A 15837-nucleotide genomic window follows, 5' to 3' on the forward strand; every position below is an offset into this window, starting at 1 on the left:
TCCACGAGGGCGTGACCCGGTGGCACGCCGTGCCACCAATGAAACGCCCTCCGTGTCGCAATGCCCGGCACGACAGTCGCGAATCGGTCCTAGTCGTAATTAAGTTGGTATCTCGACCTGCCCCGCCGGCCGGTGGCCCGCTCGTCCCCCGCGCGTCACTCCTCGATGCGGGCGACCTCCCGGGCGGCCTCCGGGCCCGCGTCGAGCAGCACCCGGAAACCCTCCTCGTCCAGGACCGGCACCTTCAGGCTGGCCGCCTTGTCGGCCTTTGAGCCCGGGTTCTCGCCCACCACGACGAAGGAGGTCTTCTTGGACACCGACCCGCTGACCTTGCCGCCCCGGCTCTGGATCGCCTCGGACGCCTGGTCGCGGCTGAACCCGGGCAGGGTGCCCGTCACCACGACGGTGAGCCCCTCCAGGGGGCGCGGGCCCTCGTCGACCGTCTCCTCGGCCATCCGTACGCCGGCCTCACGCCACTTGCGGACCAGCTCGCGGTGCCAGTCGACGGCGAACCACTCCCGGATGCTCGCCGCGATCGTCGGCCCGACACCGTCGACCGAGGAGAGCTCCTCCTCGCTGGCCCCGTCGATCGCCTCGATGGAGCGGAAGTGCCGGGCGAGCGCCTGCGCGGCGGTGGGGCCGACGTGCCGGATGGACAGGGCCACCAGCACCCGCCACAGGTCGCGCTCCTTGGCCACGGCGAGGTTGTCGAGGAGCTTGACGGCGTTGCTGCCGAGCGTGCCGTCCTTGTTGACGAAGAAGGGCGAGCGGGCGAGCTGCTCCTCGTCCAACGAGAACAGGTCGCCCTCGTCGGTGATGACCTGGGCGTCGAGCAGCGCCGCCGCGCCCTTCTGGCCGAGTGCCTCGATGTCGAACACCTTGCGGCCGGCGAGGTGGAAGACCCGCTCCCGCAACTGACCGGGGCAGGTGCGGGAGTTGGGGCAGCGGATGTCGACGTCCGCCTCCTTCGCCGGGGCGAGCGGCGTGCCGCAGGCCGGGCAGGTGGTCGGCATGACGAACGGTCGGGCGTCGGCGGGGCGCAGGTCGACCACCGGGCCGAGCACCTCGGGGATCACGTCGCCGGCCTTGCGCAGCACCACGGTGTCGCCGATCAGGACGCCCTTGCGCTCGACCTCCCGCGCGTTGTGCAGGGTCGCGTACGCGACGGTGGAGCCCGCCACCTTGACCGGCTGGAGGACGGCGCGGGGCGTGACCCGGCCGGTGCGCCCGACCTCGACGTCGATGTCGAGCAGCTTCGTGTTGACCTCCTCCGGTGGGTATTTGAAGGCGATCGCCCAGCGCGGCGCCCGGCTGGTCGAGCCGAGCCGCCCCTGGATGGAGACCGGGTCGACCTTGACCACCACGCCGTCGATCTCGTGCTCGACGTCGTGGCGGTGCTCGGCGTAGTGGGCGATGTATCCGGCGACACCGGCCAGGTCGGGCACCACCCGCCAGCGGTCGCTGGTGGGCAGCCCCCACGCCCGCAGGGCCGCGTAGGACTCGGACTGCGTCACCGGCTGGAAGCCACGCCGGGCGCCGATGCCGTGCACCACCAGCCGCAGCGGCCGGGACGCGGTGATCCGCGGGTCCTTCTGGCGCAGGCTGCCGGCGGCGGCGTTGCGCGGGTTGGCGAACGGGGGCTTGCCCTGCTCGACCAGCCCGGCGTTGAGGTCGGCGAAGGCGGCCACCGGGAAGTAGATCTCGCCCCGGACCTCGACGAACTCCGGCACGGCGCCGAACTCGTCCGACGTGGCGAGCTGGCCCGGCACGTCGCGGATGCTGCGCACGTTGGCCGTGACGTCCTCGCCCGTGCGCCCGTCGCCCCGGGTCGCCGCCCGGACCAGCCGCCCGCGCTCGTAGGTGAGGTTGATGGCGAGGCCGTCGACCTTCAGCTCGCAGAGGTAGGGCACCGGCCCGCCCGCGTCCCGCTCGACCCGCTCGGCCCACGCCGCCAACTCCTCGTCGGCGAAGGCGTTGTCGAGGGAGAGCATCCGCTCGGCGTGGGCGACCGGGGTGAAGTCGGTGGAGAAGGTGCCGCCGACCCGCTGGGTCGGCGACTCGGGGGTGCGCAGCGCCGGATACTGCTCCTCCAGCGCCTCCAGCTCCCGCAGCAGCCGGTCGAACTCGGCGTCGGGGATGGTCGGGGCGTCCAGCACGTAGTAGCGGTACTGGTGGTCCGTCAGCTCCTGGCTGAGCGTGGCGTGCCGTTCCCGGGCATCGGGGGTCGGCTCGGCGCCCGCGGCCGCCTCCTGCGCCGGAGTGACCTGCTGGGCGATGGCTTCCTCGGACACCTTGCGACCTCCCGTGATTCCGCTACCTCGGCACCGTATCGGTCCGGTGGGACAATCCGCCGGCCGCCCGCCGCGCCCGAGCGGCGACGGGGCCACCGCCGTGCGAGGATCGCCGGACGGCGGTACCCGCGTGGGCGGTCCGCGCCGCCGTCGAACCCGCGGCGTCCGCGCCGCACCCACTGACCAGGCGGGGGTACGGATGCCGGAGTGGCTGCTCTGGGCGGCGGCGATCGTGTCGGCCGTGGCCGCCGGCTGGGCGTGGAACGAGCGCCGGCGGGGCGGGCGCGACGCCACCCGGCGTCCGGACGCCCGGCCCGGCCGCAGGACGTCACGGGGCGGCCCCGGCCGGTCCACGGCGCCGCCCCGACCGCGTACCGCCGAGCGGGCCCCCGCCGGTACGCCGCGTCCCGGCGAGATCTGGTGGGCCGACGTCCCGTACGCCGACGGCACCGGCTCGAAGGTGCGGCCCTGCCTGGTGCTGCGCGCCGACGCCCGGGGCGCGGACGTCCTGAAGATCACCAGTCAGGACAAGAGTTCCCGGGACGACCACGTCCGCATCCCGACCCGGGAGTGGGACCCCGACGCCGACCACGACAGCTTCGTGGACCTGGCCGAGCCGGCGCACGTCCCGCTGGCCGGCTTCTCCCGCCAGGCCGGCGACTGCGACCCCACCCTGTGGCGTCGCATCCGCCGCCTCCCCCACCTGCCGGGCGCCTGACCCGCGCCACCGTCGGGCCGACCAGGAGGTCGGGCCGACCGTGGGTCGCGGGCGTCGCCCCCGACCAGGGTCCGGGCTTCGCCGGTGCGCCAGTGCCGCCGATGCGCCCCTGTCGCCGGTGCGCAACCCCTTGGATCCGGGGTACGCCGACGCGGCGGCCCGGTGTCGCCGATGCGCCGGTCCGGTGCCGTCGGACGGTGGGCGGCGCGGCCGGGGTCAGTCCCAGGCTCCGGCCAGGGTGGCAAGCTGGTCGGCGTACTCGATGCGGGCGGCCCACGGGGCGGGCCAGGCCGCCATGCCCCGCGCCGTGCCGACGAAGGCGCCGGCCAGCGCGGCGATCGAGTCGGAGTCGCCGGCGGTGGTGGCGCCCCGGGCCAGCGCAGCCACCGGGTCGTCGGCGTGCCGGATCGCGCAGAACAGGGCCGTGGCCAGCGCCTCCTCGGCGATCCACCCTTCGCCGGTGTGCCGGCAAGGGTCGCCGCCGTCGTCGGGGCCGGCGAGCGCGGCGTCGAGGCGACCGAGGACGGCGAGGCACTCGTCCCAGCCCCGGGCGATGAACTCCTCCGGCGCGTCCACCCCGGGGCGCTGCCAGAGGTCGCCGAGCCAGTCGGCGCGGTAGACCCGCCGCTGCTCGCGGGCCCGGTCGACGAGCAGCCGGGGCAGCTCCGCCAGCGCCGCCCCGTCGCGCAGCAGCCGCACCGCGTACGCGGTCAGCTCGCTGGCGGCGAGACCGGTCGGGTGGCCGTGGGTCAGCCCCGCCTGGAGCTGGGCCAGCCCGGCGAGGGTGTCGAGGCCGACGTCGACCAAGCCGACGGGGGTGACCCGCATGTTGGCCCCGCAGCCCTTCGAGCCGGCGACCGTCGCGTCCTGCCACCGCACCCCGCGCCCGAGTTCGGCGCAGGCGCGCAGGCAGGTCATGCCCGGCGCCCGGTTGTTCTCCGGGCTGGCCGCCCAGTCGAGGAAGCGGCCCCGCAGCAGCGGCTCGACCGCCTCCGGGGTCAGCGCCGGCGCGTCGTGCAGCGCCCAGCCGACCGCCAGCGCCATCTGCGTGTCGTCGGTCACCAGCGCCGGATCGCCGGTCAGGTCGCGCGGGCCGGCCGCCCCGTAGCGACGGACGATCTCGGCGACGGTCAGGAACTCGGTCGGCTTGCCCAACGCGTCACCGTAGGCGAGGCCGAAGAGGGAGCCGGCGGCCCGCCGGAGCGAGGTGTCGATCATTCCGCGATCATGCCGCCCGGCCGCAACCCGCACCACCGGGCGACGAGCCGCCCCCTGGCCGCCCGCCGCCCGCACCGCCCCGGCGCCCCGGCGCCCCGCGCCACGCGGCATCGAGGTCGGCGTGCCGGTCGCCCGGTGGTCGGGTCAGCCGGAGAGAGAAGACCAGGCAGAAGGGTTGACATCCTCCCCGCCCTAAAGGACGGGGATTCCCTGGGTCACCCCAAAGGTTTCCTGCTTCACCGACGGACGCCCCGTCCGAGAGGACTCTCGTTGAGGTCTTACACCGCCTCCACAGGCAATCACGGAGAGCCCCTCCGCGAGAATGTTGCGGGCCGCGTTGACGTCGCGGTCGTGGACAGTGCCGCACCGGCAGGTCCACGACCGCACGTTCAGCGGCATCCGCTCAGCGAGCGCACCACACGCCGAGCACAGCTTGGACGACGGGAACCAGCGGTCCACAACAACGAGGTTGCGGCCGTTCCAGTCGGCCCTGTATTCGAGCAGGGTGCGGAACTGCCGCCAAGCCGCGTCGCTGATAGCACGAGCCAGGCTGCGGTTTTTGACCATGTTGCGCACGGTCAGATCCTCGATCACGATCGTTTGGTTCTCACGAACGAGCCGAGTGGTCAACTTGTGCAGGTGATCCCGCCTGCGGTCGGTGATCCGGGCGTGCACGCGGGCGAGGTTGAGTCGGGCCTTGTCCCGGTTCGCGGAGCCTTTCTCCTTCTTGGACAGGTTCCGTTGGGCGCGGGCGAGCGCGGCCCGGTCACGGCGCTCATGCTTCGGGTTTACGACTTTCTCTCCGGTGGAGAGGGTCAGCAGGCTGTCAAGGCCGGCGTCAACGCCGACCATGCCCGAAGTGGGAACCTGCTCGATTCGGTCGTCGCACAGCAGCGACACGAACCAGCGACCGGCCGTGTCCTGCGACACGGTCACCGTGGACGGCTTCGCGCCCTCGGGCAGCGGCCGGGACCACACGATGTCCAGCGGCTCAGTCATCTTCGCCAGGGTGAGCCGGCCGTCGCGGTAGCGGAACCCGCTGGTGGTGTACTCCGCCGACCGGCGCGACTTCTTCTTGCTCTTGAAGCTCGGGTACCGGGCTCGTTTGGCGAAGAAGTTCGTGAACGCGACTTGCAGGTGCCGCAGGCACTGTTGCAACGGCACCGACGACACCTCGCTGAGGAAGGCCAGGTCGTCGGTTTTCTTCCACGTGGTCAACATCGCCGACGTGGCGTTGTAGTTGACCCGTTCCTGGCGCAGCGTCCACGCCTCGGTGCGGGCCTGCAACGCCATGTTGTAAACCAGCCGGACACACCCGAACGTGCGGGCAAGCTCGGAAACCTGCGCGTCGGTCGGGTAGAAGCGGAACTTGAACGCCCGCTTCACGGTCTTGGTTACGTCTCACAATCTAGCAAGCTAGCCAGTAAGCCTTGCGGTGGCATGCGAGTGGACGCCCATCCGCCTTGGCGGCGGATGGGCTTTTCCTGCCCTGCTCCGCAGGGGCTCCGTTTCCTCTCCGGCCTGAAGGCCGAAGTATCCACGGAAGGAATCCGATGACCGGCCGGATCGGCGTAGACGCGGAAGTCGTTGCCGTCGAGGGGCAGGCCCAGCAGCTCCGAGTAGAAACCGGCCAGGGTCCGAGGGTCAGGGCAGTCGATGACCACTGTGCGCAGTTGTCCGATCATGTCGGCATCCTGCCCCGCCCATACGACGGCAAACGTCAATCCTCGGCGAGCCGCCGCCCCGCGTCCCGGCAGGCGGCGAGCACCGCGCGCGCGTACTGGCCGGTGGCGTTGGCGAGACCGCAGGCCGGGGTCACCACGACCTGCTCGGCGAGCTGGCGGCGGGGGAACCCGAGGCGGTCCCAGAGCTTGCGTACCCGGTCGGCGACCTGTGCCGAGGTCGGCGCGCGACCGGCGGGCGACGGCGCGGTGGGCACGGCGCCGGCCAGCAGCCCGAGCCCCACGTCGATCGCCTCGCCCAGCGGATCCAGGTCGGTGACGAGGCCGAGGTCGAGGGCCACGCCGGCGGCACCGGTCGAGCGGATCAGCTCCAGCGGCACGTCCGGCGCGCAGCAGTGCACCAGGGTCGGCACCCCGACCGCCTCGACGACCGTGCGCAGCAGCGACGCGGCGACGCCCGACTCCATGGCACGGTACGCGCCGAGCCCGCTCTCGGTGGGCACCCGCCCGGCGAGCACCGTCGGCAGCGACGGCTCGTCGAGCTGGAGCAGAACGGAGGCGCGGGGCAGCCGGCGGGCGACCGCCGCGACGTGCCCGCGCAGCCCCTCGGCGAGCGAGCCGGTGAGATCCCGGACCGCGCCGGGGTCGCGCAGCATCCGGCCGCCGATCGGCAGCTCCAGGGAGGCGGCGAGGGTCAACGGGCCGCCAGCCTGGATCTTGATCGGTCCCGCGTACTCCTCGGCCTGCTCCGCGAGCTGGTCCAGGTCGCGTTCCATCAGGTCCCGGGCGCGGCGCAGGTCCCGTCCCGGGCGCGGGGCGATGCGCCAGCGGCTCGCGTAGAGCTCCACCGGCAGCTCGACCAGGAGGCCGGCGGTCCGGCCGATCAGGTCGGCGCCGGGGCCCCGGGCCGGCAGCTCCGCCAGGTGGGGCAGGGCGGGAAACTCACCGAGGACGATCCGCTGCGCCTCGGCGATGTCGGTGCCGGGAAGCGAGCCGATGCCGGTCGCCGCGCCGGCCGGCCACGGCCACGCCTGATCTGTCACGGGCGAAAGACTATCCGGTACGCCGGCCGGTCCCGCCCGACGCCCGCGACACCGGGCCGGCCGGTCAACCGGCGATGGTGGCGGAGCCGAGCACGACGTCGCCGGCGGCGTCCGGCCGGTACGCCACGATGGCCTGCCCGGCGGCGACCCCACGGACCGGGCGGCGCAGTTCGGCGCGGAGACCGCCGGCGGTCAGCTCGACCGTCGCCGGCACCACGTCGCCGTGTGCCCGCAGCTGCACCTCGCACTCCAGGGGCGCGTCCGGTGTCGGACCACCCGTCCACACCGGGCGCTCGGCGCGCACCCGGGAGACCTCCAGCGCCTCGGCCGGACCCACGGTGACGGTGTTGGTCTTCGGCGTGATCGACAGCACGTAGCGCGGTCGGCCGTCCGGGGCCGGGCGGTCCAGGTGCAGCCCGCGCCGCTGCCCGACCGTGTACGCGTACGCGCCGGTGTGGCTGCCCACCACGGCACCGGTGGCGGCGTCCACCACGTCGCCGGGGGCCTCGCCGAGCCGCCCGGCGAGGAAGCCACGGGTGTCCCCGTCGGCGATGAAGCAGATGTCGTGCGAGTCCGGCTTGTCGGCCACGGCCAGCCCCCGTCGGGCGGCCTCCTCGCGGACCTGCGCCTTCGTCGAGTCGCCCAGCGGGAAGATCGACCGGTCCAGCTGTTCGCGGGTGAGCACCGCCAGCACGTACGACTGGTCCTTCGGCAGGTCGACGCTGCGGCGCAGCAGGCCGTCCGTGCCGAGCCGGGCGTGGTGGCCGGTGACGACGGCGTCGAAGCCCAGAGCCACGGCCCGGTCCAGCACCGCCGCGAACTTGATCTTCTCGTTGCAGCGCAGGCAGGGATTGGGCGTACGACCGGCCGCGTACTCGGCGACGAAGTCGTCCACCACGTCGGAGTGGAATCGGTCGGCCATGTCCCAGACGTAGAACGGGATGCCGATGACGTCGGCGGCCCGCCGGGCGTCCCGGGAGTCCTCCAGCGTGCAGCAGCCGCGCGCGCCGGTGCGGTAGGTCTGCGGGTTACGGGCCAGCGCCAGGTGCACGCCGGTCACGTCGTGCCCCGCCTCGACGGCTCGCGCCGCCGCGACCGCCGAGTCCACCCCGCCCGACATCGCCGCCAACACCCTCACCGGCTCACTCCCTTCGCCCCACCGACCTTATCCCCGCGCCAACCCCGCCCCGGCCCCCCACCCACACCCACCACCCGACTCCCCCGGCCCCCAACTCCCGCCCCCGGCTCCCGCCCTGGCTCCCCGCCCCAGCTCCCGGCCCTGGCTCCCGCCCTGGCTCTCCGCCCCGGCTCCCGGCCCCGGCACTCGCCCCGCACGAGCAGCCCCGCGCGGGCCCCGTCGCGCCAGCGGCGAGTCGATCATGCAGTTGTGGTGGGGCACGAACGCTGCATAAGCCATGTTCCGGGCACCACGACTGCATGATCGACCGCATTGGGAGGGGGCGCGGGCGTGGGGCAAAGGGCGGGGGGCGGGGGTGGGTCAGCGGGGGGTGCGGAGGGCGGCGGCGCGGCGGGCCCGGTCGACGGCGGCCGGGAGGGCGGCGATCAGGGCGTCGACGTCGGCAGGGGTGCTGGTGTGGCCGAGGGTGAAGCGCAGTGACGAGCGGGCGCGGTCGTCGTCGGCGCCCATGGCGAGCAGCACGTGCGACGGCTGGGCCACCCCGGCGGAGCAGGCGGAGCCGGTCGAGCAGGCGATGCCCTGGGCGTCCAGCAGGAGCAGCAGGGCGTCGCCCTCGCAGCCCGGGAAGGAGAAGTGCGCGTTGCCCGGCAGCCGGTCGGTCGGGTCGCCGTTGAAGACGACCTCGGGCACCGCGTGCCGGACGCGCTCGACCAGGTCGTCGCGGAGCGCGGCGATGCGGGCCGCGTACTCCTGCTGGCCCTTGACCGCCGCCTCCACGGCGACCGCGAAGGCCACGATGCCGGCGGTGTCGAGGGTGCCGGAGCGTACGTCGCGCTCCTGGCCGCCGCCGTGCAGCAGCGGGGTGGCCGCCACGTCGCGGGCGAGCAGCAGGGCGCCGACCCCGGTCGGCCCACCGAGCTTGTGCCCGGTGACGGTCAGCGCGGCGACCCCGGCGGCGGAGAAGTCGACCGGCACCTGCCCGACGGCCTGGATGGCGTCGGTGTGGAACGGCACCCCGTGCTCGGCGGCGACGGCGGCCAGTTCGGCGACCGGCTGCACGGTGCCGACCTCGTTGTTGGCCCACATCGCGGTGACCACCGCGACCCGGTCGCCGTGCGCGGTCAACTCGGCGCGCAGCTCGTCGGGGCTGAGCCGGCCGGTGGCGTCCACGGAGAGCCACCCCACGCCGGCCCCCTCGTGGCCGACCAGCCAGTCCACCACGTCGAGCACGGCGTGGTGCTCGACGGCGCTGGAGACCACCCGGTCCCGCCGGGCGTCGGCCGACCGGCGGGACCAGAAGATGCCCTTCACCGCGAGGTTGTCGCTCTCGGTTCCGCCGCCGGTGAAGACGACCTCGGAGGGCCGTGCGCCCAGCGCGGCGGCCACCCGCTCCCGCGACTCCTCCACCCGCCGCCGGGCACGGCGACCGGCCGCGTGCAGGGAGGACGCGTTGCCGACCTCGCGGGCGGTGGCGACGTACGCCTCCAGTGCCTCGTCGAGCATTGGAGTGGTCGCCGCGTGATCCAGATAAGCCATCACGGTTCAGCCTACGACCGGCGCCCGACCCGCCGGAGGCCGGAGGGTCCCGTGCGACGCCACGGATGCCGGCACCGGACGGGAAGGGCGCTCCCCACCGCCCGCCGCCGGGCCCGTCCGGCGCCGGGCCCCGTCCGGTGGGGCGCCCCGCCCGGTGCCGGACCCTGCCGGTGGGGCGGCCCCGGTTCCGTGCACCGGGGCCGGCGTCCCGGGCGGGCCGGTTCCGCCCGATCAGGCGGGCACCGCCGTGACCACGATGTTGTCGCGGTACTTGCGGGCCCTGGCGTCGAACGGCCCACCGCACGTGATCAGGGTCAGCCGCGGCTTGCCGTCACGGGCGAAGTACCGGTCCAGCGGGATCCTGGTCTTGTCGTACTCCTCCCGGGCGACGACCCGGTACGCGCGGGCCCTGCCGTCGCTGCCGGTCGCGGTGACGGTGTCGCCCTCGTCGAGCTCGCGCAGGCGGTAGAAGGCGCCCTTGCCCTGCGTGGCGCTGTCCACGTGGCCGGCGACGACCACCGAGCCGGCGTCGGTCTCCAGGCCCGGCCCGTACCGGTACCAGCCGATCTGGTCGACGCTGGGCGGCACCTCGAACTCGTTGGTGCGCCGGTTGATGCCGACCGCGTTCACCGTGGCGGTGACGTCGATCGCCGGGATCTCCAGCCGTACCGGCGGGACGGTCTTCGTACCGTCGGGCAGGTCCCCCGCGGTGACCGGGACCGAGGCGGTGTCACCGGGGGTGACCGACGGGGCCGGCGTGGCGTTGGCCAGGGCCGCCGCCTCGTCGGCGCCGACGTCCTCGGCCGGCCGGGAGCCGCAGGCGACGACGGTTGCGACGGTGAGCGCGGCGACGCCGGCGGCCATCGCCGCCAGCGCCCCGCGGTGACGCACCGTCACCTGCGACCGGTCCGGGCGGTGGCCACCCGCGCCCCGCCGCCGACGAGGAGCAGCGCGCCGGCGCCGGTCAGCACGTACCACCAGGTGTCCACGCCGGTGCCGGCCCGGCCGCCGTCGCCGCTGGGCACCCCGGCCGGGGCCGAGTGCAGGCCGGTGATGGTCTGCGCCACGACGGCGAGGTTCTTCGCCTCGGCCGAGCCGATGGCGTAGACGATCGTCGCGGTGCCCTCCTTGAGGTTCAGGTCCGCCGGCCCGATCGCCACGGTGTCGGTGCCGGCGAGCACCACGTCGGCCTTGACGGCACCCGCGTCGACGTCGCCCTTGGCCTCGTTCGGGTTGGTCAGGTCCTCGAAGACCGGGGTGCCACCGGCGCGCACGTCCACGGCCGGGGCGGCAGCGGTGTGCCGGACGACCAGCCGGGCCTTGCCGGCACCGACCTTGCTGGTGTCGTTGACGAACGGGGTGATCTTCGGCTTCCCGGCCGCGTCGAGGTGGGCGGCGATGCTGATGTTCGCCCCGCCCGGCACCGCGGCGTCGTCGACGCTGAGGATGGCCTGAGCGATCGGCTCGCCGGGCTTGGTGAGGGCGATGTCGTACGCGCCCTCCTCGAGGTTGAGCGGGCCGGCCACGTCGCCGGGCTTGAAGTTGTCCAGCGTCTTCTCGCCGTTGACGTACACGTCGACCGGGGTGTCCGGGATGCCGTGCACGACGGACACCTTGGACGTGGCGGCGTACGCGGGGGTGGCCGTGAGGGCGCCGGCTCCGGCGAACGTCAGCGCGGCGACCGCGCCGCCCGCCGCGACCCGGCGGAAGTACGAGAGCTGCATGTCTGCCTCCTGGTGATTGGTGCTGGTTCGTCACGCCTGGCGTGCAAAACGAGTTACGCCCGGCCCGCCACGGCTGGATGCGGCCGGGAGCAACTTCTTTTCGTCCGCCGGATCCGCATCCGCGCACCGCCACCGGAGCGAATAGCCACCGAGACCAGACCGACCGGAAAGGTGGGGCGATGGCTGTGGGAGTTACAGTCGGGCATGCCCCCTGGAAGGCGAGCCGCCCTGTGACAGCGGCACGGCAGGAGCCGTACCCACCCGAGGACGACCTCCCCGCCCGCTTCCGCGCGGGCGACGAACTGGCCCTGCGGGAGGCCTACGACCGGTACGGCCGGGCGGTCCTGCACCTGGCCACCAGCACGCTGGCCAACCGCAGCGACGCGGAGGACGTGACCCAGACCACCTTCGTCGCCGCCTGGCTGGCGCGGGACACCTTCGACCCGGCCAAGGGCTCGCTCGTCGGCTGGCTGCTCGGCATCGGCCGACGCAAGGTCATCGACCGGCTGCGGGCCTCCGCCCGGGAGACCCGGGTGGTCGAGACGGTCCGGCAACTGCCGGAGCCGGCGCGCACGGGCCCTGATCCCGACACGGTGGTCGACCGGCTGGTCGTCGCCGACGAGCTGGCCCGGCTGCCCGACGACCAACGGCGCATGTTGGAGTTGGCGTTCTTCGACGACCTGACCCACCAGCAGATAGCGACGGTAACCGGGGTGCCGCTCGGCACGGTGAAAAGCCACATCCGCCGCGGCATGGCGAGCTTGAAACGCAGATGGGAGGTGGACGGTGTCGCATCTGGACCACGACCGGCTGGTCTTCCTGGCGCTCGGTGAGACCGAGGCGGACGCCGGAGAGAGCACCCACCTCGAGAGCTGCACGCACTGCCGGACCGAGATGGACACCCTCCAGCACGTGGCCGGCCTCGGCGCCGGCGCCCAGGGCCTGCACGACCTGCCGGACCCGCCGGAGCACGTCTGGCAGGGCATCGTCGCGGAGATCCGCGCGGCGGAGGCCCTCCCGGCGCTGCCCGCCCCCCGCGCCGAGCGGCCCACCGCCGAGCGTGCCTCCGGGGACCGGCCGTCCGACGCCGTGGGCGGGGTCGTCTCCGCTCGGTCGCGCCGGCGTGGCCGGTGGTCGCGCTGGGCGGTGACCGCCACGACCGCGGTGGCCGCCGCCGCGGCCGGCGTCGTCGGCACCCTCGTCGTGCTCGACGCGACCGGGTCGACGCCGGAGCCCGACCCGCAGCGGGTGGTGCTGGCCAGCGCCCCGCTGAAGGCGTACGGCACGACGCCACCGGACGCCAACGGGGAGGCGCGGGTCTTCGACAATGGCAGGCTGCACCTGCATCTGACGAATCTCCCGGACGTCCCGGGGTACTACGAGGTCTGGCTCATCAACCCGCGGAACATGGAGATGCTCTCGGTGGGCGTACTCGGCGACGCGACAGACGAGTTGCTGCCGTTGCCACCCAACGTCGACCTTGCGACATACTCGGTTGTCGACGTCTCCGCCGAGGCGTACGACAACAACACCGCCCACTCCGGCAACAGCCTGCTGAGGGGCACCCTGACGGGCTGATCGGTGGGCCGGCTCAGCTCCCCGGCCCACCGATCAGCTCCCATCGCCACCCTGGCCGCAGCGGCGCGGCCGAAGCCCGCCTGTGGCCGCAGCGACTCGGCTGAGGCCCGCACGTGGCCGCCGCAGCGACTCGGCCGTGGCCGGCAGCGTGGCCGCCGCCTGCGCAGCTCAGCCGAGGCGGCGGCCGAACCAGCCGAACCGCTTGTCGAGCGCGACGATGGCGGAGACCACGACGGCGATCCCCAGGATCCGCAGCCACGCCTGCCCACCGATCGGAGCCGTACGGAACAGGTCGTTCATCACCGGCAGGTACGTCAGGGCGAGCTGGCCGAGGGCCTGCACCAGCACCCCGACGATCAGCCAGCGGTTGCTGAACAGGCCCAGGCGCCACGGCGAGCGGGTCAGGGAGCGGCAGCTGAACAGGTAGAACGCCATCACCGTGACGAAGAGGTTCACGGCGGCGGTACGGGCCTGCGCCAGTTCCGCCCCGCTGGACCGTTCCCACTCGAACAGCCACCAGGCGCCCACCACCAGCAGCGCGGAGACCAGCAGCACCCGGACCACCAGCGCGACGGTCAGCAGGGGCTGGCCCGGGTCGCGGGGCGGCCGGTCCATGATCCCGGGTTCCTTGGGCTCGAAGGCGAGCGTCAGGCCGAGGAAGACCGCCGTGGTCATGTTGATCCAGAGGATCTGGCTCGGCAGGATCGGCAGCGCCGAGCCGAGCACGATCGCCACGAGGATGACCAGTCCCTCGGCCGCGTTGGTGGGCAGCGTCCAGGTGATGAACTTGGTCAGGTTCGCGAAGACGCCGCGCCCCTCCGAGACGGCCGCCTCGATGGTGGCGAAGTCGTCGTCGGTGAGCACGACGTCGGCGGCCTCCTTGGCCACCTCGGTGCCGCTGCGGCCCATGGCCACCCCGATGTTGGCCTGGCGCAGCGCGGGGGCGTCGTTGACCCCGTCACCGGTCATCGCGACCACCTGGCCGTCGGCCTGCAACGCCTCCACCAGCCGCAGTTTCTGCTCCGGCGAGACCCGGGCGAACACCGACGCCCGCCGTACCGCCTCGGGCAGTTCCCCGGCGGGCAGCGCCGCCAGGTCGGCGCCGGTCAGCACGTCCCCGGGGCCGGGCTCGGTACGCAGCAGCCCGATCCGGCGCGCGATGGCGCTGGCGGTGGCCAGATGGTCCCCGGTGATCATCTTGACGTCGATTCCCGCGCGGTGGCAGGAGGTGACGGCCGCCGCCGCGGCGGCCCGGGGCGGGTCGAGCATCGCGTGCAGCCCGGTGAGGACCAGGGTGCCGGCCAGTTCCTCCTCCACGAGCCCGTCCGTCGGGCCGACCGGCCGCATCGCGGTGGCGAGCACCCGCAGCCCCTCGGCGGCCAGCTCGTGGGCGGCGGCCAGCACGGCCGGGGCGTCGAGCGGCCCCGTCGAGCCGTCGGGGCGCAGCGCCGAGCCGGACCACTCGACCACCCGCTCCACCGCGCCCTTGACGAGCACCACCCGCCCGCCGTCGGGCCGGTCGTGCAGGGTGGCCATGAACTGCCGCTCCGAGGTGAACGGGACGCACGCCACCCGGGGCAGCTCGGCGGCGACCTCCTGCGCGTGCAGCCCCACCTTGGCGCCCACCACCAGCATCGCCCCCTCGGTGGGGTCGCCCAGCACGACCCAGCGGCCGTCCTGCTCGTCCAGCCGGGCGTCGTTGCAGCCGACGCCGGCCAGCAGCGACCAGCGCAGCGGGCCCTCCCCGGTCGGGGCCGGGCCACCGGTGGCGTCCCGGATGCCGCCGGTCGGGACGTAGCCGGCCCCCTCGACCTCGTAGCGGCCCTGCGGCGTCCAGAGCACCTGGACCGTCATCTGGTTCTCGGTGAGGGTGCCGGTCTTGTCGGTGCAGATGACCGTGGTGCTGCCCAGCGTCTCCACCGCCGGCAGCCGCCGGATCACCGCCCGGCGGCGGGCCATCCGCGACACGCCGATCGCCAGGGTGATCGTCACGGCGGCGGGCAGGCCCTCCGGGATCGCGCCCACGGCCAGCGCCACGGCGGCGGTGAAGGTCTCCCCGGCGTCCTGCCCCCGCACCACGCCGATGCCGAAGGTCACCGCGGCGAGGAGCAGGATCGCCACGGTGAGCAGCCGGCTGAACCGGGCCAGCTTCACCGTCAGCGGCGTGTCCAGCACCTCCGCGCCGCCGACCAGCCGGTGGATGCGGCCCAGTTCCGTCTCCGCCCCGGTGGCCACCGCGACGCCGACCGCCGTACCCGAGGTGAGCAGGGTGCCGGAGTAGAGCAGGTTGCGGCGGTCCGCCACCGGCGTCTCGACCGGTACGACCACCTCGTCCTTGCGTACGGGCAGTGACTCGCCGGTCAGCGCCGACTCGTCGGCCCGCAGCTCGGCGGCGCGCACCAGCCGCAGGTCGGCGGGCACCTTCTCCCCCGCCTCCACCAGCACCATGTCCCCCGGGACCAGGTCGTCCGACGACACGTGGCGCTGCCGGCCGGCGCGCAGCACCCGGGCCTGCGTACGCACCATCGCCCGCAGCGCGTCGAGGGCCGCCTCGGCACGGGACTCCTGGAGGAAGCCGACGACGGCGTTGACGAGCACCACCCCGAAGATCACCGCCGAGTCGACGTACTCGGCGAGCAGCAGGGTGACCACGCCGGCGGCGACCAGCACGTAGATCAGGGGGTTGTGGAACTGCCGCAGCAGGCGACGCAGGGCTCCGCCCCCGGCCGCGCGGGGCAGCACGTTGGGCCCGTACCGCTGGAGCCGGGCCGCCGCCTCCTCGTCGGTCAGCCCGTGCTCGGTGTCGGTCCCGAACAGCAGCACGAGCTCGTGCACGGCGAGTGCGTGGTGTTCGCCCTCGGACGTCCTGGCCGGCATCGACACACTCCTGTTCCGCGCGGGGAGGGCCG

General features: G+C 74.0%; 13 protein-coding genes. 3 read left to right on the forward strand and 10 right to left on the reverse strand.

What is annotated here, in order from left to right; all coding sequences use genetic code 11:
* Window positions 1-155: 155 nt before the first annotated feature.
* The gene (ligA, locus tag ACGFIG_RS19245) at window positions 156-2291 is read right to left on the reverse strand and encodes an NAD-dependent DNA ligase LigA (protein ID WP_393004586.1); all 2136 of its coding nucleotides are present in this window, start codon (window positions 2289-2291) and stop codon (window positions 156-158) included.
* 199 nt (window positions 2292-2490) lie between these two features.
* Between ligA and ACGFIG_RS19250 the strand changes: the two genes are divergently transcribed.
* Window positions 2491-3009, forward strand: coding sequence for a type II toxin-antitoxin system PemK/MazF family toxin (locus ACGFIG_RS19250; RefSeq protein ID WP_393004588.1), 519 nt, complete (start codon window positions 2491-2493; stop codon window positions 3007-3009).
* 216 nt (window positions 3010-3225) lie between these two features.
* Here ACGFIG_RS19250 and ACGFIG_RS19255 read toward each other — a convergent pair whose 3' ends face one another.
* The 8 genes from ACGFIG_RS19255 to ACGFIG_RS19290 all read right to left on the reverse strand — a co-directional run bounded on the left by ACGFIG_RS19255 (window position 3226) and on the right by ACGFIG_RS19290 (window position 11350).
* A complete protein-coding gene (locus ACGFIG_RS19255) occupies window positions 3226-4227 on the reverse strand; it encodes an ADP-ribosylglycohydrolase family protein (protein ID WP_393004590.1) in 1002 nt (333 codons plus the stop codon).
* Between the two features lie 192 nt (window positions 4228-4419).
* Entirely contained in the window at window positions 4420-5613 is a 1194-nt protein-coding gene (locus tag ACGFIG_RS19260) for an RNA-guided endonuclease InsQ/TnpB family protein (protein WP_393004592.1), read from the reverse strand.
* 8 nt (window positions 5614-5621) lie between these two features.
* Window positions 5622-5912 carry a VOC family protein gene (locus ACGFIG_RS19265; protein ID WP_393004594.1) on the reverse strand — a complete coding sequence of 97 codons (291 nt, stop codon included), beginning with the start codon at window positions 5910-5912 and terminating at the stop codon, window positions 5622-5624.
* A 35-nt stretch (window positions 5913-5947) separates the two neighbouring features.
* Window positions 5948-6952 carry a methionine synthase gene (locus tag ACGFIG_RS19270; protein ID WP_393004596.1) on the reverse strand — a complete coding sequence of 335 codons (1005 nt, stop codon included), beginning with the start codon at window positions 6950-6952 and terminating at the stop codon, window positions 5948-5950.
* Between the two features lie 64 nt (window positions 6953-7016).
* Window positions 7017-8090: a tRNA 2-thiouridine(34) synthase MnmA gene (mnmA, locus tag ACGFIG_RS19275; RefSeq protein ID WP_393004598.1), complete on the reverse strand. Its 1074-nt coding sequence runs from the start codon at window positions 8088-8090 to the stop codon at window positions 7017-7019.
* Window positions 8091-8450: 360 nt separating this feature from the next.
* Window positions 8451-9626: a cysteine desulfurase family protein gene (locus ACGFIG_RS19280; RefSeq protein WP_393004600.1), complete on the reverse strand. Its 1176-nt coding sequence runs from the start codon at window positions 9624-9626 to the stop codon at window positions 8451-8453.
* A gap of 231 nt (window positions 9627-9857) precedes the next feature.
* Window positions 9858-10523 (reverse strand): class F sortase, encoded by a 666-nt coding sequence (locus ACGFIG_RS19285; protein WP_393004602.1) that lies wholly within the window; start codon window positions 10521-10523, stop codon window positions 9858-9860.
* The gene (locus ACGFIG_RS19290) at window positions 10520-11350 is read right to left on the reverse strand and encodes a DUF4397 domain-containing protein (protein ID WP_393004604.1); all 831 of its coding nucleotides are present in this window, start codon (window positions 11348-11350) and stop codon (window positions 10520-10522) included. Before ACGFIG_RS19290 ends, ACGFIG_RS19285 begins: the two co-directional genes overlap by 4 nt.
* A 230-nt stretch (window positions 11351-11580) precedes the next feature.
* On the opposite strand from ACGFIG_RS19290, the gene ACGFIG_RS19295 reads away from it, so the two are divergent.
* Both ACGFIG_RS19295 and ACGFIG_RS19300 read left to right on the forward strand, forming a co-directional pair.
* A complete protein-coding gene (locus tag ACGFIG_RS19295; RefSeq protein WP_393004606.1) occupies window positions 11581-12183 on the forward strand; it encodes an RNA polymerase sigma factor in 603 nt (200 codons plus the stop codon).
* Window positions 12137-12928, forward strand: a complete 792-nt coding sequence (locus tag ACGFIG_RS19300) for an anti-sigma factor (RefSeq protein WP_393004608.1) — start codon at window positions 12137-12139, stop codon at window positions 12926-12928. Before ACGFIG_RS19295 ends, ACGFIG_RS19300 begins: the two co-directional genes overlap by 47 nt.
* Window positions 12929-13096: 168 nt before the next feature.
* Here ACGFIG_RS19300 and ACGFIG_RS19305 read toward each other — a convergent pair whose 3' ends face one another.
* On the reverse strand, window positions 13097-15805 hold the full coding sequence (locus ACGFIG_RS19305) for an HAD-IC family P-type ATPase (RefSeq protein WP_393004610.1): 2709 nt from the start codon (window positions 15803-15805) through the stop codon (window positions 13097-13099).
* Between the last annotated feature and the right edge of the window lie 32 nt (window positions 15806-15837).

It is taken from the genome of Micromonospora sp. NPDC049048, from assembly GCF_043197615.1.
GTDB lineage: Bacteria > Actinomycetota > Actinomycetes > Mycobacteriales > Micromonosporaceae > Micromonospora.

Excerpts from the sequence above, each read along its gene's own strand:
- ACGFIG_RS19265 (WP_393004594.1), bottom strand. The coding sequence starts at position 5,912 with ATGATCGGACAACTGCGCACAGTGGTCATCGACTGCCCTGACCCTCGG.
- ACGFIG_RS19250 (WP_393004588.1), top strand. The coding sequence starts at position 2,491 with ATGCCGGAGTGGCTGCTCTGGGCGGCGGCGATCGTGTCGGCCGTGGCC.
- ACGFIG_RS19290 (WP_393004604.1), bottom strand. The coding sequence starts at position 11,350 with ATGCAGCTCTCGTACTTCCGCCGGGTCGCGGCGGGCGGCGCGGTCGCC.
- ACGFIG_RS19280 (WP_393004600.1), bottom strand. The coding sequence starts at position 9,626 with ATGGCTTATCTGGATCACGCGGCGACCACTCCAATGCTCGACGAGGCA.
- ACGFIG_RS19305 (WP_393004610.1), bottom strand. The coding sequence starts at position 15,805 with ATGCCGGCCAGGACGTCCGAGGGCGAACACCACGCACTCGCCGTGCAC.
- ACGFIG_RS19255 (WP_393004590.1), bottom strand. The coding sequence starts at position 4,227 with ATGATCGACACCTCGCTCCGGCGGGCCGCCGGCTCCCTCTTCGGCCTC.